At 56.8% G+C, this 19,746-nt stretch carries 14 protein-coding genes; 8 read left to right on the plus strand and 6 right to left on the minus strand.

The window, feature by feature from the left end; translation table 11 throughout:
• The first annotated feature begins 72 nt into the window (after nucleotides 1-72).
• Nucleotides 73-2,016: a DUF3857 domain-containing protein gene (locus tag NR114_RS05340; protein WP_122079394.1), complete on the plus strand. Its 1,944-nt coding sequence runs from the start codon at nucleotides 73-75 to the stop codon at nucleotides 2,014-2,016.
• Nucleotides 2,017-2,066: 50 nt separating this feature from the next.
• Here the strand turns inward: NR114_RS05340 and ggt are convergent, their stop codons facing one another.
• Nucleotides 2,067-3,740: a gamma-glutamyltransferase gene (ggt, locus tag NR114_RS05345; RefSeq protein WP_234529647.1), complete on the minus strand. Its 1,674-nt coding sequence runs from the start codon at nucleotides 3,738-3,740 to the stop codon at nucleotides 2,067-2,069.
• Nucleotides 3,741-3,892: 152 nt separating this feature from the next.
• Nucleotides 3,893-4,756: a LysR family transcriptional regulator gene (locus tag NR114_RS05350; protein ID WP_234529648.1), complete on the minus strand. Its 864-nt coding sequence runs from the start codon at nucleotides 4,754-4,756 to the stop codon at nucleotides 3,893-3,895.
• Nucleotides 4,757-4,904: 148 nt separating this feature from the next.
• Here NR114_RS05350 and NR114_RS05355 point away from each other — a divergent pair, with 148 nt between their 5' ends.
• The gene (locus NR114_RS05355; protein ID WP_234529649.1) at nucleotides 4,905-6,035 is read left to right on the plus strand and encodes an agmatine/peptidylarginine deiminase; all 1,131 of its coding nucleotides are present in this window, start codon (nucleotides 4,905-4,907) and stop codon (nucleotides 6,033-6,035) included.
• Between the two features lie 47 nt (nucleotides 6,036-6,082).
• On the opposite strand, the gene fraE is transcribed toward NR114_RS05355, so the two are convergent.
• Complete coding sequence (gene fraE, locus NR114_RS05360) at nucleotides 6,083-7,132, minus strand: fructose-asparagine asparaginase (protein WP_234529650.1); 1,050 nt, start codon at nucleotides 7,130-7,132, stop codon at nucleotides 6,083-6,085.
• Nucleotides 7,133-7,284: 152 nt separating this feature from the next.
• Nucleotides 7,285-7,950 (minus strand): TetR/AcrR family transcriptional regulator, encoded by a 666-nt coding sequence (locus NR114_RS05365; RefSeq protein ID WP_234529651.1) that lies wholly within the window; start codon nucleotides 7,948-7,950, stop codon nucleotides 7,285-7,287.
• Between the two features lie 82 nt (nucleotides 7,951-8,032).
• On the opposite strand from NR114_RS05365, the gene NR114_RS05370 reads away from it, so the two are divergent.
• The 5 genes from NR114_RS05370 (at nucleotide 8,033) to NR114_RS05390 (ending at nucleotide 16,012) form a co-directional block, all read left to right on the plus strand.
• Nucleotides 8,033-9,547: an MDR family MFS transporter gene (locus tag NR114_RS05370; RefSeq protein WP_048758860.1), complete on the plus strand. Its 1,515-nt coding sequence runs from the start codon at nucleotides 8,033-8,035 to the stop codon at nucleotides 9,545-9,547.
• Nucleotides 9,548-9,698: 151 nt separating this feature from the next.
• Nucleotides 9,699-10,841, plus strand: a complete 1,143-nt coding sequence (locus NR114_RS05375) for an efflux RND transporter periplasmic adaptor subunit (protein WP_234529652.1) — start codon at nucleotides 9,699-9,701, stop codon at nucleotides 10,839-10,841.
• A gap of 2 nt (nucleotides 10,842-10,843) precedes the next feature.
• Complete coding sequence (locus NR114_RS05380) at nucleotides 10,844-13,996, plus strand: efflux RND transporter permease subunit (protein ID WP_020826948.1); 3,153 nt, start codon at nucleotides 10,844-10,846, stop codon at nucleotides 13,994-13,996.
• 1 nt (nucleotide 13,997) lies between these two features.
• Nucleotides 13,998-15,452 carry an efflux transporter outer membrane subunit gene (locus NR114_RS05385; protein ID WP_234529653.1) on the plus strand — a complete coding sequence of 485 codons (1,455 nt, stop codon included), beginning with the start codon at nucleotides 13,998-14,000 and terminating at the stop codon, nucleotides 15,450-15,452.
• 182 nt (nucleotides 15,453-15,634) lie between these two features.
• Nucleotides 15,635-16,012, plus strand: coding sequence for a DUF1493 family protein (locus NR114_RS05390; RefSeq protein ID WP_020826946.1), 378 nt, complete (start codon nucleotides 15,635-15,637; stop codon nucleotides 16,010-16,012).
• A gap of 89 nt (nucleotides 16,013-16,101) precedes the next feature.
• Here the strand turns inward: NR114_RS05390 and NR114_RS05395 are convergent, their stop codons facing one another.
• The gene (locus tag NR114_RS05395; protein WP_115058795.1) at nucleotides 16,102-16,671 is read right to left on the minus strand and encodes a DJ-1/PfpI family protein; all 570 of its coding nucleotides are present in this window, start codon (nucleotides 16,669-16,671) and stop codon (nucleotides 16,102-16,104) included.
• A 196-nt stretch (nucleotides 16,672-16,867) separates the two neighbouring features.
• Between NR114_RS05395 and NR114_RS05400 the strand changes: the two genes are divergently transcribed.
• The gene (locus tag NR114_RS05400) at nucleotides 16,868-18,406 is read left to right on the plus strand and encodes a long-chain fatty acid--CoA ligase (protein ID WP_234529654.1); all 1,539 of its coding nucleotides are present in this window, start codon (nucleotides 16,868-16,870) and stop codon (nucleotides 18,404-18,406) included.
• Between the two features lie 56 nt (nucleotides 18,407-18,462).
• Here NR114_RS05400 and NR114_RS05405 read toward each other — a convergent pair whose 3' ends face one another.
• The gene (locus NR114_RS05405; RefSeq protein WP_020826943.1) at nucleotides 18,463-19,737 is read right to left on the minus strand and encodes a Glu/Leu/Phe/Val dehydrogenase; all 1,275 of its coding nucleotides are present in this window, start codon (nucleotides 19,735-19,737) and stop codon (nucleotides 18,463-18,465) included.
• Between the last annotated feature and the right edge of the window lie 9 nt (nucleotides 19,738-19,746).

Below are 19,746 nucleotides of genomic sequence, written 5' to 3' on the forward strand. Positions count from 1 at the left end.
GCGGCTCTTGCGTCAGTGGTCAGCACTTTATCAATGTCACTGTTATCGTTTAAAAAACTTCAAGGAACGAAGATGAAGATTGTCATCCCTTCTCTCGTGTTGGCCGCTGGACTGGCGGCGACGCACCCGGCAACGCTGTTGGCCGTGGAAGCGCCGTCGGTCGCCACCAAGGATGCCGCCGTTAGCAATGATTTCAGCTTTGTGCGTTACCGCGCGGATTATCAAGTCCATGCCAATGCCAGCAACACCAAGACCGAGAGTTATGAGGTGCTGCTCAAAACCAAGGCGGCAGTCGAGAAGTTCAGCCAAATCCGCCTGAGCTACAGCGAAAAAATGGAAACGCTGAAGGTGGTTTCGGCCTATACGCTGACGGCCGATGGACAGCGCCATGATGTCGCGCCCGATCGCATTTATACCCAGGAAAGCTACTCCAGCGCCTCTGCGCCACTGTATGCCGATCGCAAGGTAAAGGTGATCGTCTTCTCCAACCTGGCGCCGGGTTCTCGCGTGGTGTATCAGGTGTTGCGCACGCAAAATACCCCGTACTTCCCGGACTACTTCGGCCTGTGGGAGACCTTCAGCGTCTTTGACCAGTTTGATGACGCCGAGGTCAATTTGCAGGCGCCGGCCAATGTGCCGATGCATGTCTTTACCCGAGGAGTAGAGGGCGCAGATAAGCCGCAGATCCGCGACGGTCAGGCCCACTGGCGCTGGCATTACCGGCGCAGTGAACCGCTAAAAGCGCAAAACTGGTCGGCGAACAGCTGGACATTCAGCCCAACCATCATGGCCAGTACCTACCGCGAATGGCCACAGCTGGCCAAAGCCTATCAACAGAAAGCCAGTCAGGCGGCCAAGGTGACCCCGGCGATCCAGGCGTTGGCGGATAAAATTACCGACGGCATCAGCGACCGTCGTGAGCAGACGGCGGCGATTTATCGCTGGGTGGCACAGAATATTCGTTATGTGGCGGTCTATTTGGGCAACGGCGGTCTGGAGCCGAATTCGGCGCAGAGCATCCTGGATAACCACTATGGCGATTGCAAGGATCATGTGGTGATGCTCGAGGCGTTGCTGGCCGCCAAGGGCATCGTCAGTTCACCGGTGCTGATCGGCATGGACCAAGGGCCGATATTGCCGAAGGTGCCGCTGCTGGGGCGTTTTAACCACGCGATTACCTACGTGCCGGAGTTCAATCTGTATCTGGATTCTACCAGCCCCTGGGCGCGCTTTGGCCAACTGCCGGGGGCTGACCTTGGGGCTCCGGTCCTGCTGACGCGCGAAGCCAAACTGGCGCGTACCCCGGACAATGACGAACAGCGCAACAATACGTCGCTCAGCGTGGACTTCTACTTCGATAAAGCGGGCAATATGCGTGGCCAAACTGAACGCAAGCTGGGTGAGGTGGATGAGATCGACCTGAGAGGCTATTTCTCGCAAATCAATCAGCAGAACCGGGCGCGAGTCGAAGAGAACATCATGGCGTCCTCAGGCATTGATGGCCGTGGGGTTATCGCGATGCACGGCGATGCGTTCGATCTCAAAAAGCCGTTTGCCTACAGTTATAAATTCAAAGCCGAGGATTATGTCGATTTCAGCGTGGTGGGCGGTATGGCCGTACCGACGCCGCCCGGCGGCAAGTCTTTCCGTACGCTTTACTCGACGACGTCCGCCCCGACTAACGAAACGCCGTTCTTCTGCACCGCGCAGCAGTACGACGAGACCTATCGCCTGCACCTGCCCGCCAACGTGCCGATTATCGCCATCCCCAAGAACCAGCAGTTCAGCAATGCGGCCGGAAAATACCAGGTTGAATGGCAGCTCGAAGGGCAACAGGTGGTGGTCAATCATCGGCTACAGCTGAATGCCGTTCGCGGTAAGGACGCGCTCTGTCAGGCACAGGATTATCCTGCCTTCCGCGCATTGTTCCAGCAGGTTCGGCGCGGCTTCCGTGGCCAGGTAGTGTATGGCGAGCTGGCGAACGCCGGGGTTAATTCTGCTGCAGTCGCCAAATAGAAACAAAAACACCGGGCGTACCTCTAACGGATCCGCCCGGTGTTTTATCGTTATTTTTTCACTACCAGCCCCACACCGCGGCCACGCGGATCGGAGGCGGTTTCCGGCGTGTCACCCTTGACGCGGATCGCCTGTATGTCCCCCATGTACCAGCCCTGATCTTCCAGTGTGTAACCCATCGCTTTCAACTGTTCAGCCACTTTGCCGGTCAGTGGAGCAAAAGCGTCGTAGAAGATAGTGTCTTTCGGCAACAGTTGGTGATGGACGCGCTGCGCGGCCACCGCTTGTTGCAGCGGTAACTGGTAGTCATAGAGATTGTTTATCACCTGGAAAATCGAGGTGAAAATGCGAGAACCGCCAGGGGTACCAATCACCAGACTAACGTTGCCGTCGCGGGTGATAATGGTCGGGCTCATGGACGAAAGCATGCGTTTACCCGGTTCAATGGCGTTGGCGTCGCTACCGACCACGCCAAAGGCATTGGCCACGCCCGGTTTGGCGCTGAAGTCGTCCATTTCGTCATTCAACAGGAAGCCTGCCCCTTTCACTACCACGCCGCTGCCGAAGTCCCAGTTTAGCGTATAGGTATTGCTGACCGCGTTACCCTGCGCGTCAACAATCGAGAAATGCGTGGTTTGATGGGGTTCCAACCCAGGCCGCACCTTCTCGGTCGGTGAAATGGCGGTCGGGTTGATCTCCGCAGCCCGCTTTTGCAAATAATCCGGGGCGACCAATTGAGCAACCGGCACCTTGGCAAAGTCAGGATCGCCGAGGTAATCGGCGCGATCGGCAAAGACGCGCTTTTCGATTTCCGACAGTAAGTGAATATAGCGGGCGGAGTTCAGCTCAACGCCTTTGAAATCGGCAGCACGATCTTCCTTTATGCCCAGCAACTGCGCCAGCGCGATGCCGCCGGAGCTCGGCAGCGGGGCGGTATAAAGGGTATTGCCGCGCCAGGCGATTTTCATCGGTTCGCGCCATTTCACCCGGTAGTCTGTCAGATCCTCCTGGGTGATCAGGCCGCCATCGCGCTGCATCTGGGCGATCAGCAGCTTGGCCGTTTCCCCCTGATAGAAGTCGTCAGCGCCTTTGTTGGCGATGCGTTCCAGCGTTTTGGCCAGCTCCGGCTGTTTAAACACCGCGCCGGGTTTCATGCTGCCAAAGTAATCGCCGAAGTTGGTTTTGTCGGCGAACAGCTTATTGGCATCCTCACGGTATTGGTATTGCTGGCCGGCCACCTTAAAGCCTTGTTGCGCATAGCCGATAGCCGGGGTCAGCAGTTCTGCCCAGGGCAACTTGCCGAAGCGTTTATGCGCTTCCCACAGCCCGAGTACCGTGCCGGGTACGCCGGCGGCCTTGGTGCCCACCAGGCTGAGGTTCTCGATCACTTCGCCTTTTTCGTTGAGGTACATGGTTTTGGTGGCCGCTTTGGGGGCGACTTCCCGGTAGTCGAGGAAGTAGGGCTTGCCGTCGACGTACAGGGTCATAAAACCGCCGCCGCCGATGTTGCCGGCCTCCGGGTAGGTCACTGCCAGCGTAAAGGCGGTGGCGACCGCAGCATCGACGGCATTACCGCCGGCCTTCAAAATTTGTTCGGCCACTTTGGCACCATATTGATCCGGCGCCGCCACGGCACCGGCGTTCAGATTAGCGGCGAATACCGAAGGACTGAGGGTGGCCAGCGCCACGCTGAGTGCCAATGTTTTCAATAAACCAGTATGCATAGCCTTTCCTTTTCGAATTGAACGATGACAGGTGAATTCAATCTCAACAACCACTTAGCACCATTGTTTAAGCTTGTTCTGGCGCTTGATTGAAAGTAGCACCGCTCAATCTGCCGCGCTTTATCCGGCGTTTGGAAGCGTGAGGTAGAACGTTAAATCACCGCCGGCAATTGGGTTAGTAACCACTCACAAAAATGCCGGGTGAGCGGGTTGTTCTCGCTATCGCGATGAATAAGCCAGGCCCACTGAGGGCCACGTACGCTTTGCTCCGTCATCGGCTGCAACACCCCACGCGCCCGAGCCTGTTGCGCCAGCAGTTCGCTGACCAGAGCGATGCCCAGGCCGTCGCAGGCCGCATCCAACAGCAGGCCGGGATCGGAGAAGTTCAGGCCGTGGCTGCTTTGCCCAACGTTGGTGCCGCCCTGAACGGCCCAATGGCTCCAGTCCATCTCGCGTTCGCCGTGCAGGGTGGTGCGTTGTGCCTTGTCCTGTTTCAGCAGCTCAGGATGGCAAGCCGGATAGAGCCGATCCTGATGCAGCATTTTGAGGCTACATTCAATTTGCGCACTGAGATCGTCACGGATCGCCAGATCGACGGTTTCGGTCGCCATATCCGGCGGGTCGAAGGTGGTGAACAGCCAAAGGTCGATATCCGGGTGCTGCCGGTGGAAGCTTTTAAGGCGCGGAACCAGCCAGTGACGGGCGAACGCCGGCGTGGTGTTGACGATCAACTGGTTGGGCTTGCGGTACTGCTCCAGACGGCGGATGCCAACGGCCAACTGTTGCAGCATCACCTGGGCGGTGCTGTAGAGATCCTGACCGGCATCGGTCAGGCTGACGCTGCGGCCGCTACGGAAAAACAGCGGTTGCTCCAGGAAGGCTTCCAGGCTGCGAATTTGTTGGCTGATCGCCGACTGAGTGAGGTGCAGCTCATCGGCGGCCTGGTGGAAACTGCCCAGCCGGGCGGCGGCTTCAAAACCGCGCAGGGCGTTCATCGGGGGCCAGTGCTTTAACATTATTGATAAGCCTATCTAATCAGGTGTCCGCTAAATGTATCCTTTGTTTTACCCGGAATAAAAGGAATAACATAGATGTTATCGACATCACGCCGTCTTTTGCTGAATAGTTTAGCTTATTATTTTGGCGGCAATACAGGAGCAAACCATGTCAACACGTCGTGAATTTATCAAACAGGCTTCCCTGATTGCCGGCATTAGCCTGACGGCCTCGATGGGGCTGGCATCATTGTCCAGCCACGCGGCTCAGAAAACGGCTGGCGGGAACTGGCGCATGCCCGATGAGGGGGAGCCTCAGCAATGCGCCTTTATCGCTTTTGGCGCACAGCGGGCGATTTGGGGGTCGTTCACGGCGGACGTGCAAGATGCTCTGGGGCGCATTGCCCGTGCTATCGCGGTTTACCAGCCGCTGACGGTATTTTGTCGCGAACGTGAACGAGAGTTAGCGGAGAGAAAATGCGGTAGCCACAATGTGACCTTTGTCATTACCGAGCTCGATGATATTTGGATGCGCGATATCGCTGCCAATTTCGTTACCAACAACGCGGGTGAATTGGCGGCGGTGGACTTCAACTTTAACGGCTGGGGCAATAAGCAACGGCACGGTAAAGATGCTCAGTTGGCCGCTTTCCAGGCCAGACATTTCGGCGTTAACCCACTGCGCCGCAGCGCTTTGACAGGAGAAGGCGGTGGTATCGAGGTGGATGGTCATGGCACCGGCATCATGACCGAGAGCAGTTGGGTCAATCGCAACCGCAACCCTGGCTGGAGCCGTGAGCGGGTAGAGCAAGAGCTCAAAGCGATGCTGGGCCTGCGAAAAATCATCTGGCTGCCGGGGATTAAAGGCAAAGACATTACCGACGCTCACGTCGATTTTTACGCCCGTTTCGTCAGCCCAGGTGTGGTGATCGCCAATCTGGACAGCGATCCTGAGTCCTACGACCATCAGGTCACACTGGATCATTTGGCGATCCTCAAACAGGCCACGGATGCCGATGGCCGCAAGATACAGGTGCATACGGTGTCGCCACCGCTGGATCCACGCCGTAGCCGCTTCAGCAAGGGCAATGCGGATTTTGCCGCCGGTTACATCAATTACTTTGTCATCAACGGCGCGATTATCGCCCCGGAGTTTGGCGATGCTGAGGCGGATGCCGCAGCTTTGGAATTATTGACGGCGCTTTACCCGCAGCGTGAAGTGGTTCAGTTGAATATCGACGCTATCGCCGCTGGCGGTGGGGGCATCCACTGCGTGACCAGTCAGCTGCCGGCCATTTAAGTCTTGTTACAACAGGGCCAGCCTTGGCCCTGTCGAGAGAACGCGGATCAATACGTGTGGAAGTAATCCTGAATGACGCGAGGATTATGGGTTTTGGTCAGCGACAGCATCAGCAGAATACGCGCCTTGGCCGGGTTGAGCGAATCGGACACCAGGCCAGGTTGCCCGCTGTCCTCGGGGACAATACCGCTGCCGGTGCGGCTGGCGCGAACCACCAGCACACCGGCCTTCTCCGCTTTTTTGATCCCGGCAGAGCTGCGCACTGAGACCGAGCCGGCACCGGTGCCAGCGTAAACAATGCCATCCACTTTATGCTGAATGGCCGCATCGTACATGTATTCAGGGTCGTCCTGATAACCATAAATAATGTCGACTTTTGGCAGCACCTTGACATCACGTACGTCAAATACCGAGCGAGTGGTGTGGATCTTGTCGACTCGGGTTTCAAAGTAGGGCTTGCCACCGACAATTACGCCCAGATAGCCTTCCTCCGGGGCCTTGAAGGTGTCCAGCGTGGTGGCGTTGGTTTTGGTGCTGAAACGGGCCGAGCCAATGCGATCGTTCAGAACGACCATAACGCCACGCCCCACGGACTGCTTGTCGGCGGCAACGGTGACCGCATCCAGCAGGTTCATTGGGCCGTCGGCGCTGATGGCCGTGGCAGGGCGCATCGCGGCGGTAAACACCACAGGTTTGTTGCTCTTGACCGTCAGATTAAGAAAGTACGGCGATTCGTCCAGCGTATCGGTTCCGTGCGTGATCACCACGCCATCCACATCACTGCGTGAAAGCAGCTCATTGACCCGCTTGGACAGCTTGAGCAGGATATCGCTGGTCATGTTTTCGCTGCCGATATTGGCAATCTGTTCGCCGTCTACGCGGGCGACTTTCTGCATTTCCGGCACCGCTGCAATCAGCGTTTCCACTCCCAGTGCCCCAGCCTTATAACCAGTGGTTTGTGTATTACTGGCCGCAGAGCCGGCGATGGTGCCGCCGGTGGCTAAAATCACGATGTGCGGTAAGTCCCCGGCGGCGTTTGCCACGCCGGTAAAGCTGAAGGTGAAGCAGAGCAAAGCCAGTCTAATTGTTTGAAACATAAGCTACCCCTGATTAACAAGCCAAATTAGCAGGAGTAGCCAAAGCAAAAAGGGTGCCAGCTAGACAGTTAGCGGTAGCAGAGGACAAGGAGCCATACCGATGCGACATGACGCTCGTTGGAGGAGCGAGTCGCACCAAAATGGATCTCGTTCTAGCGCTGCGGTCCCAGCCCGTAGCTTAATAATGCAATGGCATGCCGCGCGATGACTTCAGCGCGCTGCGGGCCGTTGCTGCTGTTGTTGTCGCGGTGCCATTTCGGCGCGGTGGCCAGCGGCAGCAGCGTCATGCCAAACAGGGTGATAAACAGCAAAGAGGGTTCCAGATCGGCACTCAGCTTGCCTTCTGCCTGCCAGCGCATAATCGACTTCAGGGCCGCTTTGCGCTGCGCATCACCAAAACGCTCATCCATCCGTTGCTTCAGTACGCCGTTATCACTCATCACTTCTCGCAACCACAGTGGGGCGAACCAGGGATGCGCGATGGAGATATCGATAAACCTTTGGGCCAGTTGGGTGAAGGCGGCAATAGGATCGTCCGCATTGGCGTCGAAAACGCTGCCGGCGGCCAGCCGTACCGGCAGGAAACGCTCTTCGATCAGCACGTCCAGCAGCTGTTCGCGGTTGTGAAAATAGTAGTGGAGCATGGCGGGGGTGACGCCGGCTTCACGGGCAATGGCATTGAGCGAAGTATCGGCAATGCCCTGACGAGCAAATAAATTAAGCGCCGTGTCCAGCAGGTGCTCGCGTTTTTCTGTGCCCTTGGTGCCGCCGCTCGGCCGACCAGGGCGGCGCGGGGCTTGAACGTTTTGTGCTGTCATCGCGGTGAGATCCATTGACCGGAGAAAAGAATCACTCATATATTAATTACTCGATTAATTAATTACAAGTGAGCTCATCTAAATGGGGATCAGTCATCTGGCAGGCAGTGAAGACAGCGGCAGGGCGTCTGGGCAGGCGCCCTCGATCCGGCTGTTGTTCTCCGCATTGCTGCTGGTCATGTTGCTGGCGGCGCTCGATCAAACCATTGTCTCTACTGCATTACCGACCATTGTTGGCGAGTTCGGTGGCCTGGAAAATCTGTCGTGGGTAGTCACCGCCTATTTGCTGGCATCGACGATAGTGGTGCCGCTGTATGGCAAGTTCGGCGATCTGTTCGGGCGTAAAATCGTGCTGCAGATTGCCATTGTGGTCTTCCTGCTCGGCTCGGTGCTGTGCGGATTGGCGCAAAACATGACCCAGCTTATCCTGATGCGTGCCCTGCAGGGGTTGGGCGGTGGCGGTTTGCTGGTCGTCACCATGGCGGTGGTGGGCGATGTGATCCCGCCGGCCGAACGCGGACGCTATCAGGGCCTGTTTGGCGGCGTATTCGGCCTGGCGACGGTGGTGGGCCCGTTGATTGGTGGGGTGCTGGTGCAGCATTTCTCATGGCGCTGGATTTTCTATATCAACCTGCCGCTGGGGATTTTCGCGCTGTTGGTGATTGGCGCGGTGTTCCAATCCAGGGTCAATCGGGTCAAGCATGAAATCGATTTCCTGGGGGCCAGCTATCTGGCTGCCGCGCTGACCTGCATTATTTTGTTTACCAGTCAGGGCGGTACGGTCATGGCCTGGTCTGACGGGCAGCTGTGGTGCATTTTGGCCTTTGGTTTGGTGTCATTGGGCGGGTTTATCTACGAAGAACGCCTGGCGAGCGAGCCTATCATTCCGCTCGACTTATTCCGCAACAGGACCTTTTTGCTGTGCGCCTTGGTCGGCTTTATCGTCGGTATGTCGCTGTTTGGTTCGGTGACTTTCCTGCCGCTGTATTTGCAGGTGGTGAAGAATTCCACGCCGACCCAGGCCGGGATGCAGCTGCTGCCGCTGATGGGCGGGATCATGATCAGCTCCATCGTTAGCGGTCGGTTAATCAGTAAGCGCGGCAAATACCGTATTTTCCCGATTATAGGCACCTGCTGTGCCCTGGTAGGCATGATTCTGCTGGGGACGCTGAAAAACTCGACGCCGGTACATCTGCTGTATCTCTACATCAGCCTGCTGGGGTTGGGATTGGGTATGGTGATGCAGGTGATGATCCTGGCGGCGCAAAACAGCGTCGAGCCAAAACACATGGGCGTTGCCACTTCGAGCGCTACGCTGTTTCGCTCTATCGGCGGATCCATCGGGGTAGCCGTGTTTGGCGCGATTTTTACCAATGTGCTGCACAGTCGGTTGGCCAGCTTGCTGCCTGAAGGAACGGCGTTACCGCGTTCTTTGGGCGCGGCGGCGGTGCATCATCTGCCGTTGACGTTGCAGAACGACTATTTGCAAGCCTTTGGCGGGGCCATTCACTCGGTGTATCAGATTGCCGCCGGGGTCATGGCGCTGGCCTTTGCATTGACCTGGTTGCTGAAAGACGTGCCGCTTCGCCATAAGTAAAACCGCCAAAACCGGTGCGTAAAGCAGGCGCGCACCGGTTCTCCTCATGCTCTGCGATGCAATTTTACGCAATCCTTACGCAACCCTGTCAGACTAAAAACGGCGCTTTCTATATATTGAGAATAAACGTTCTCAATAGGATAGATAGTCGATGCAAAGGAAAAAGGTTTTACTTGTCAGCCTGTCGTTATTGCTGGCCGCTTGTGATGGCCAGAGCGGTGGAGCACCCGCCGGCGCCGGTAGCGTGCAAGAAGTGGGTGTCGCGACGCTGCAGGCTCAACCGGTAACGCTGAGCAGCGATTTGACCGGCCGCGTGAACGCCACCATGACCTCGGACGTTCGTCCTCAGGTGGACGGCATTATCAAAAAACGCCTGTTTACCGAAGGTGCCGAGGTCAAGGCCGGACAGGTGCTGTATCAGATCGACCCCGCAACCTATCAGGCCAGCTACGATCAGGCTGCCGCTCAGTTGAAAAGCGCTGAGGCCACCGTGAAGTCCAGCCGCCTGAAGGCGCAGCGTTACGCCGCACTGGTAAAAGAGAATGGCGTTTCCAAACAGGATGCGGATGATGCCATGGCAACCTATCTGGAGGCGGTTGCCGCCGTCGCACAGTATCAGGCCTCTTTGGAGTCGGCCAAAATCAATCTCGCGTACACTCAGGTGCGCGCGCCTATCTCCGGCCGTATCGGCATTTCCTCCGTTACGCCGGGTGCTTTGGTGACCGCCAGTCAGACCGACGCCCTGGCAACCATTCGCGCGCTCGATCCGATTTATGTCGATCTCACTCAGTCCAGCAGTCAATTGCTCAAACTGCGTAAACAGCAGGCATCGCTGAAACGTGACGATGTCACGCCGGTAGCCATCAAACTCGAGGACGGCACGCCATATACCCACCCCGGTAAACTGGAGCTGACGGAAGTGGCGGTAGACGAGTCGACCGGCTCCGTCACCCTGCGTGCGGTGTTCCCTAATCCCGAGCACGAATTGCTGCCCGGCATGTATGTTCACGCCACGGTAGACAACGGCGTCGATCCCAAGGGGATTTTGGCGCCTCAGCAGGGGATCACCCGTAACGCCAAGGGCGAAGCCACGGCGCTGGTTGTTAACGCGCAAAACAAAGTGGAGCAACGCACGGTCATTACCGAGCAGGTTATCGGCAGCAACTGGCTGGTCAGCAAGGGCCTGAATGCCGGTGACCGTCTGATCGTTGAAGGCACCAATAAGGTGGCTGCGGGCGTTGAGGTCAAAGCGGTTGATGTGAAACCACCGACGGCTAACGGCGGGGAGCAGTAACCATGGCGCAGTTCTTTATTCGGCGACCGGTTTTCGCCTGGGTGATTGCGATCATCATCATGCTGTGTGGGCTGATGTCGATCAACTCGCTGCCCATTTCGCAATATCCGGACGTCTCCCCACCGCAGATTTCCATCTCCGCCACCTATCCGGGTGCCGATGCCGAGACGCTGGAAAACAGCGTTACTCAGGTCATCGAACAGCAGCTTACCGGGCTGGACGGGCTGCTTTACTTTTCAGCCACCAGCAGCTCCGACGGTTCTGTGAGTATTAATGTGACTTTCGACCAGGGCACCGATCCGGATATCGCGCAGGTGCAGGTGCAAAACAAGGTGCAGCAGGCGGAAAGTCGCTTGCCTACCGAGGTCACCGCGCAAGGGGTTACGGTCAAAAAATCTCAGAGCAGCTTCTTGCTGATCGTCGGTCTGTATGACGAAACCGACAAGGCCAGCATGGCGGACATTTCCGACTATCTGGTGAGCAACATTCAGGATCCGCTGTCGCGCATCGAAGGGGTTGGCGATGTGCAGGTATTCGGATCGGAATACGCCATGCGCATCTGGCTTGACCCGACCAAGCTAGCGTCCTTTTCACTGATGCCTTCCGACGTATCAACGGCGATAGAAGCGCAAAATACCCAGGTTTCCGCCGGTAAGGTCGGCGATTTACCGTCCGGTGCCGATCAGCAGTTGACCGCCACGGTAAAAGCGCAGTCGCGCCTGCAAACGCCGGAGCAGTTTCGCAACATCATTCTCAAGAGTGACAGCAGCGGCGCACTGGTGCGCCTGGGCGACGTTGCGCGGGTAGAGTTGGGCAACGAGGATTACTCTTCCAGCGCCCGGTTGAATGGCCATCCAGCCTCCGGGATTGCGGTCAAGCTGGCCGCCGGTGCCAATGCGCTCAACACCGCCAAGCTGGTCAAAGCCAAAGTGGCGGAATATCAGACTTCAATGCCGAACGGTTACAAGGTGGCCTACCCGAAAGACAGCACCGATTTTATTAATATCTCGATCGAAGAGGTGGTGAAAACGCTGATAGAGGCGGTGGTGTTGGTAGTGATCGTGATGTTTGTGTTCCTGCAAAACCTGCGTACTACGCTGATCCCGACCATTACCGTGCCGGTGGTACTATTGGGCACCTTTGGCGTGCTTGCCGCCTTCGGCTATTCGATCAATACCCTGACGCTGTTTGGCATGGTGCTGGCGATCGGTCTATTGGTGGATGATGCCATTGTGGTGGTGGAAAACGTCGAGCGCGTGATGCGGGAAGAGAAGCTGCCGCCGCGTGAGGCTACGGAAAAATCGATGAAGGAGATCACCGGGGCTCTGGTCGGTATCGCCATGGTGCTGTCGGCGGTGTTCCTGCCGATGGCGTTCTTTGGCGGCTCCACCGGGGTTATCTACCGTCAGTTCTCCGTTACCATCGTGGCGTCGATGGTGCTGTCGGTGATCCTGGCGCTGACGCTGGCACCGGCATTGTGTGCCACTTTACTCAAACCAGCTCATGACGATCTGACCGATAAGGGCCTGCTGGGTAAATTTAACCGTGGCTATAACCGCCTGCAGGAGAAATACGCCGATAAGGTCGCCCGGGTGATACACAGCCCAATGCGCTATCTGCTGCTGTATGGTCTGTTATTGATCGCCGCCGCCGTGATGTATATGCGGCTGCCGACCGGCTTCTTGCCCAATGAAGATCAGGGCGTGGTAATGGTGCAATACACCTTGCCTGCCGGCGCGACCGATGCCAGGACATCGGCGGTCAGCGACGCGGTAAAAGATTACTTCCTCACCGACGAGAAGGCCAACGTCAGCACCATTTTCACCATCAACGGTTTTGGTTTCAGCGGCAGCGGGCAAAACGCCGGTATGGCCTTCGTCAGTCTCAAGGATTGGAGCCAGCGGCCTGGCAGTGCCAACACCGCCGATGCCATTGCCAAACGCGCAATGGCGCACTTTGCCACTATTCGCGATGCCCAAGTGTTCTCGATGAGCCCACCGGCGATCGACGGTTTCGGCCAGTCCGACGGTTTCACCTTCGAACTGCAGGCTAAAGGGGCTACCACCCGTGCGGAGTTGCAAGTGATGCGTGACCAGATCATCGCCGCTGCCGGGAAAAATCCGAGTCTGAGCGCGGTGCGCGCCAACACCCTGCCGGATACGCCACAGCTGCAGGTAGACATCGACAACGACAAACTGCAGGCGTTGGGCCTGAGCGCCGGCGACGTCAGCAGCACGCTCACCAGCGCGTTCGGCAGCACCTACATCAACGACTTTATCGACCGCAACCGGGTGAAAAAGGTCTATATGCAGGGTGACGTCGAGTATCGGTCAAAGCCGGAGGATCTCGATAAGTGGTTTGTTCGCGGCACCTCCAGCAGCACGACCAGCATGACGCCGTTCTCTGCCTTTGCCTCTTCACATTGGATTTACGGGCCGGAAAACCTGTCGCGTTATAACGGGCTGTCCTCGTTTGAAATCACCGGCGAGGGCGCACCCGGTACCAGTTCAGGCACGGCAATGGACGAGATGGAAAAACTGGCATCACAGTTCTCTTCCGCCAGCAGCTTCTCCTGGAGCGGGTTGTCATATCAGGAACGCCTGACCAGCGGACAGGCGGCATCGTTGTATGCCATTTCGTTGGTAGTGGTGTTCCTGTGCCTGGCGGCGCTGTATGAGAGCTGGTCAATCCCGTTTGCCGTGATGATGGTGGTGCCGATGGGCGTGGTGGGATCCCTGCTGGCCATCACGCTGCGCGGGCTGGAAAACGACATTTATTTCCAGGTGGCGCTATTAACCATCATCGGCCTGTCGGCCAAGAACGCCATTCTGATCGTTGAATTCGCCGAAGAAAATTACCAGCGCGGCGAAGCCTTGATCGCCGCCGCCGTTGAGGCTTCCCGTATGCGCCTGCGTCCTATTCTGATGACCTCTCTGGCATTCAGCGCCGGCGTCTTGCCCTTGGCGGTTTCCAGCGGCGCGGGGGCCAACAGCCGGATCGCCATAGGTACCGGGATCATCGGCGGCACCATTACGGCGACATTACTGGCAATCTTCTTCGTTCCTTTGTTCTACGTATTGGTACGCCGGATGTTTTCACGCAAAACAACCTCCGCCAAACCAACAGAAAACACTGCGCCGCAGGCAGGAGAATAACGTGCTGCAACGTTTAATCACTTTGACCTTTCCGCTGGTGCTGGCGGGGTGTATCTCGCTGGATCCGGATTATCAACGCCCGCAGGCACCGGTGCCCTCAACGCTGCCGCAAGGGGCCGCTTATACTGCGCCCTCGGGTAAATTGTCATTAAGCTATCCGGACATCCCATGGCGTGACTATGTGGTCGATAGCCGGTTACGGCAGGTGGTGGAGATGGGGCTGAGCAGCAGTCGCGATTTGCGCGAGGCCATTGCCAACATCGAATCTGCCCGGGCGCTCTACGGTGAGCAACGTGCCGATCTGTTTCCTACCATCAATGCCGGAGTGGACGGCAGTCGTGGCCGGGCATTGACCGGTAATGGCAATGCCACGGCGATCAGCCAAAGTTACGAAGCGACGGCAAGCACCAGTTCTTTCGAGCTGGATCTGTTTGGCAAAAATCGCAGCCTGACTCGCGCTAAATTCGAGAGCTATTTGGCGGAGTCCGAAGCGGCGAAAAGTACCCGTTTGGCGCTGATTGCCGACACCGTGACCGACTGGGTAAATGTGGCGGCCGCACGCAGCAATCTGGCCGCCGCCAAAGGCACCATGGAAAGTGCCAAACAGTCGTTGGCGGTAACGCGCAAGAATCAGCAAAACGGTATTTTGTCGATGGTTGACGTGGCGTCGGCGGAGACGGTCTATCAGCAGGCGCGTTCGGACGTGGCCAGCTACTCCACCAGCGCGGCGCAGGCGAAAAATGCGCTGGATCTGGTGGTCGGGCAAAGCGTTCCGGCGAGCCTGTTGCCTGATGGGATCGAAGCGTTGTCTGGCATCATGAAAGATATACCGGCCAATGTGTCGTCGCAGGTGCTGCTGAACCGCCCGGACGTGCTGGAGGCCGAGCATAACCTGAAGGCCGCCAATGCCAATATCGGTTCCGCCAGAGCGGCGTTCTTCCCGTCTATCAGCCTGACCGCCAGCGGCGGGGTGGGCAGTGGAGAACTGTCATCCCTGTTTAGTCAGGGGGCGGGCGTTTGGTCGTTCGCACCGAGCATCAGCCTGCCGATCTTTACCGGTGGCTATAATACGGCGCAGTTGAATTACACCAAGGCGCAGAAAGACCTCTACGTCGCCACCTATGAAAAAGCGGTGCAGACGGCATTCCAGGAAACGGCCGATGCGTTGGCACGCAAGGGCACAATTCAGGAACAGTTAGCGGCGCAAACCGGCTATGTGGCGGCCTCGCAGGAATATTATCGCCTGGCGGAGCTGCGTTACCGCCATGGGGTGGATACCTATCTGGTGATGTTGGACGCGCAGCGAACGCTATATACCGCCCAGCAGTCGCTGATTGCTGCTCGCCAAACCGAATATCAGAACCTGATTACTCTGTATAAAGTGCTGGGCGGGGGTATCGCGGCAGAAAAGCAGGGCGATGGCGTGGTTGCCAACAATAGATCTTTAACCCAATAAGATTTAGCCCAGGCAATAATTAAATTACGCAGTGTGGTGATAGCGCGCTGCGTTTTTTTATATTCATTCTGTGGTGGAAGTGTAAAGAAAGGGAAAATGACCAGACGATGGAGAACTCGCCACAATCAGCAGGGTCTGAATAATATCGCATCATCCCCGCGGCCAAATATATTGAGGTTGAAATGGAAAGTGATATTCAGCAACAGGTCATTTCAGTGATTGATCGCTATAATTCGCCCAGCCTGCTTAAAAAGGGGGTTGCCGTTACTCTCAATACGGAAATAAACAAAGAGCTGCACCTCTCCTTGCCAATGTCGGAAACGCTGATGCGTGGCTATTTCGACGCCTTTCTCATCGACAGCAGCAATTACAATCATGAGCTGTATTTTCGTCAGGAGTCAAAGTCGGCGTTATTGTTCTCCTCATCAAATCGTCGCGCGAATCACTGGGATCTTGAAATGGAAAGGATCCGGCCATTGTATGTTTATATGCTGGTGCGATCCGCACGGGCCAAACGCTGGCTTTACGACATCCACTTTCTGATTGAACAATTAAAATGATATCGTGATATTCCCAATATTGGATGAGTTAACTGATCGCGCCGAATGCCGTTTCAGGCCCGCAAAGAAATTGCGGGCCTGAAACGGAGTTATTGTGCCAGTAACTCGGCAAATTTCGCCAGCCATTGCGGATGCGCCGGCCAGGCAGGGGCGGTCACCAGATTGCCGTCAATATGGGCCTGATCGATACCGATATCCGCAAAGTGGCCACCGGCCAGCTGCACTTCCGGGGCGCAGGCCGGATAGGCGCTGCAGGTTCTGCCTTTCAACACCCCGGCGGCGGCCAACAGCTGCGGGCCGTGACACACCGCGGCGATGGGTTTGCGTGCGGCGTCAAAAGCCTGCACCAGCTTGATCACCTGCGGGTTCAGGCGCAGATACTCGGGCGCTCTGCCGCCGGGGATCAACAGCGCGTCGTAGTCTTCTTCTTTTGCCGCGGCAAAGTCGGCATTCAGGGTGAAACGGTGGCCAGGTTTTTCACTGTAGGTCTGCGCGCCGTCGAAATCATGGATTGCCGTCATGATGTAATCACCCTTGGCCTTGTCCGGGCAGACGGCATCCACCTGATGGCCAATCATCTGCAATGCCTGAAAGGGCACCATGGTTTCATAATCTTCAGCGTAATCACCAACCAGCATCAGGATCTTTTTCTTGCTCATACGGGGATCTCCGGGAGGAATAATCCCTAACATATAGCCTACCGGTGTGTGGAACGCGAACCTGCTTCTGGCGTAGGTGCATCTATACTGATTTTACCGCCGGAGGCGGTTCAGGGAGATCAACCTCAATGAGGTGGCGCAGTATCTCAATTATCGACTCACCGGGCTTCCCGGTTTCTGCTCATGAGACCCCCATATGCTTAATTTGGCCACATTGCTTGAAGAGAGTGCGCGTACTTTCCCCGATCGTCTGGCGCTGGTTCAGGACGAGTTCCAGCTTAGCTATGGCGAACTCGATCAGCTCGCCAATCAGGTTGCCCATCTGCTGAGGGTTCGGGGCGTGAAACCGGGGGCGCGGGTGGCGTTGGCCTGCCCAAACCGTTGGGAGTTTCCGGCGATTTACTTCGGCATTCTCAAAGCGGGTGCGGTGGTGGTGCCGTTAAATACCTTGCTGAAGGCGGGGGAGTTTGAATACTACCTGCAGGATTCGCAGGCGGTGGCCTTCTTTTGTTTTGAAGGGGGCCATGGATTAACCTTGGGGGAAGAGGCAAAAATCGCGTTCGATGCCATGCAATCGTGCCGCGACTTTATTATTATCGGTGACAGCCTGCCGCTGAGCGGTGACCGCTTCAGCCAGGCCATTCGCCAGCAACCTACCGATTTTGACAGCGCCAGCACCCTAGAGTCCGACACCGCAGTGATCCTCTACACCAGCGGAACCACCGGCCGTGCCAAAGGGGCGGAGTTGACCCATTCCAACCTGGTGCTGAATGCGCTGGGTTCGGTGCAGTTATTCAATAGCTCGGTTGAACGCCCCGATCGCCATTTGGTAACGCTGCCGCTGTTCCATACTTTCGGCTCAACCGTCCAGATGAATGCCGGCTTCGCCTTGGGAGCAACGCTGGTGCTGGTGCCCCGTTTTGATGCAAAGCTGGCTATCTCGCTGATGCAAAAGCACGCCATCACTTTTTTCGCCGGCGTACCTACCATGTATTGGGCACTGCTGAATGCGCTGGACGACAGCGTAGATCTGGCGCTGTTGCGCAAAAATTTACGCATGGCGGTCTCCGGCGGGGCCAGTTTGCCGGTGCAAATCATTGAAGATTTTGCCCGTCGTTTCGGCGTTAACATTCTGGAGGGGTACGGGCTGTCGGAAACCAGCCCGGTCGCTACCTTCAATCACCCAGGACGCGTCAACAAAGTGGGGTCTATCGGCCAACCGATCTGGGGCGTTGAAGTCCGGCTGGTTGATGTCACCGGCAAAACGATAACGGAGATCGATCAGGTCGGTGAGTTAGCGGTGCGCGGTCACAACGTGATGAAAGGTTATCTTAATCGCCCGGAGGCCACGGCCGAGGTTCTGGAAAACGGCTGGTTTAGAACCGGCGATCTGGCACGGCGCGACGCCGATGGCTTTTATTTTATCGTCGACAGGTCCAAAGACGTGATTATTCGGGGCGGCTTTAACGTTTATCCGCGTGAAGTGGAGGAACTGATGATTCGCCACCCGGCGGTTTCGTTTGTGGCGGTGATCGGGGTGCCGCATCCGTCGCTGGGAGAGGAAATTAAAGCGGTAGTGGTGTTGAAAGATCTGGACGAGGCGGTAACGGAAGAAGCCTTGATTACCTGGACCAAAGAGCGACTGGCGGCGTTTAAATATCCGCGTATCGTGGAGTTTGTCGAGCGGTTACCGATGACCAGCACCGGAAAGGTGTTGAAAAGGTTGCTGCGATAGAAGGGGATATTTTGAAATGATCCCGGCCTGCAGTGCAAGCCGGGATGGATAACGCATTAACCTGGGTAAATGCCACGCTCTTTACGTGCGGTCAGGATACGCTCACAGGCGACGATATAGGCCGCGGTGCGCAGGCTGCATTTCTTCTCTTCGGACTTGTTCCAAACGTGAACCATAGCGTCGGTCATGATCTTGTCCATACGCTCGTTGATTTCGCTTTCGCTCCAGAAGTAGCTGGCCATGTCCTGCACCCACTCGAAGTAACTGACGGTCACGCCGCCGGCGTTACAGATAACGTCAGGCACTACGGTGATGTTGCGTGAACGCAGAACGTCGTCCGCATCTGGGTAGGTTGGGCCGTTAGCCCCTTCCAGTACCAGCTTGGCGCTGAGGATTTCTGCACGTTGACGGGTGATCTGACCTTCCAGGGCGGCTGGGATCAGGATGTCCATGTCGACGGACCAGAAAGCTTCGCTTTCGATTTCTTTAGCGCCAGGGAAGCCAGCGATCTGCTTGTTCTTGGCTTGCCATTCGGTCAATGCGTTCAGGTCGATGCCGTCTGGGTTGGACAGGGTCGCTGAGTGGTCCTGGATCACGACTACGCGTGCGCCGATGCCGACGAACAGACGAGCCGCTTCGCTGCCCACGTTACCAAAGCCCTGTACCGCCACTTTGGCACCTTCGAGCTGTACGCCCAAACGTTTGGCCACTTCACAACCGGTCACGAACACGCCACGGCCGGTCGCTTTTTCACGGCCCAGAGAGCCGCCCAGGTGGATAGGCTTACCGGTGACGACGCCGGTGATGGTAGTGCCGTGGTTCATGGAATAGGTATCCATCATCCAGGCCATCACTTTGGAGTTGGTGCCGACGTCCGGTGCGGGAATATCTTTCTGTGGCCCGATGATAAAGCCGATTTCGCTGGTGTAGCGGCGGGTCAATCTTTCCAGCTCGCCTTCAGACAGTTTGAAAGGATCGACGCGGATCCCCCCCTTGGCGCCACCGTAAGGCAGGTTAACTGCCGCACATTTGATGGTCATCCAGGCTGACAGCGCCATAACCTCATCGAGATCAACATCTGGGTGGTAACGGATGCCGCCTTTACCCGGGCCGCGCGACAGGTTGTGCTGAACGCGGAAACCTTCGAAGTGGCGGATTGAACCGTCGTCCATCTGCAGAGGAATATCAACGATCAGCGCACGCTTAGGGTGACGCAGGGTATCAACCCAACGCGACAGCTCACCGAGATAAGGTGCAACGCGGTCGATTTGTTGCAGATAGGTGGCCCAGGCCGTTGTGCTGCTTTCTGAAGCGTAGGATAGCTTTTCCATAACCAACCT

This window comes from Serratia sp. Ser99 (genome assembly GCF_024519545.1).
In the GTDB taxonomy this organism is placed as follows: Bacteria; Pseudomonadota; Gammaproteobacteria; order Enterobacterales; family Enterobacteriaceae; genus Serratia; species Serratia liquefaciens.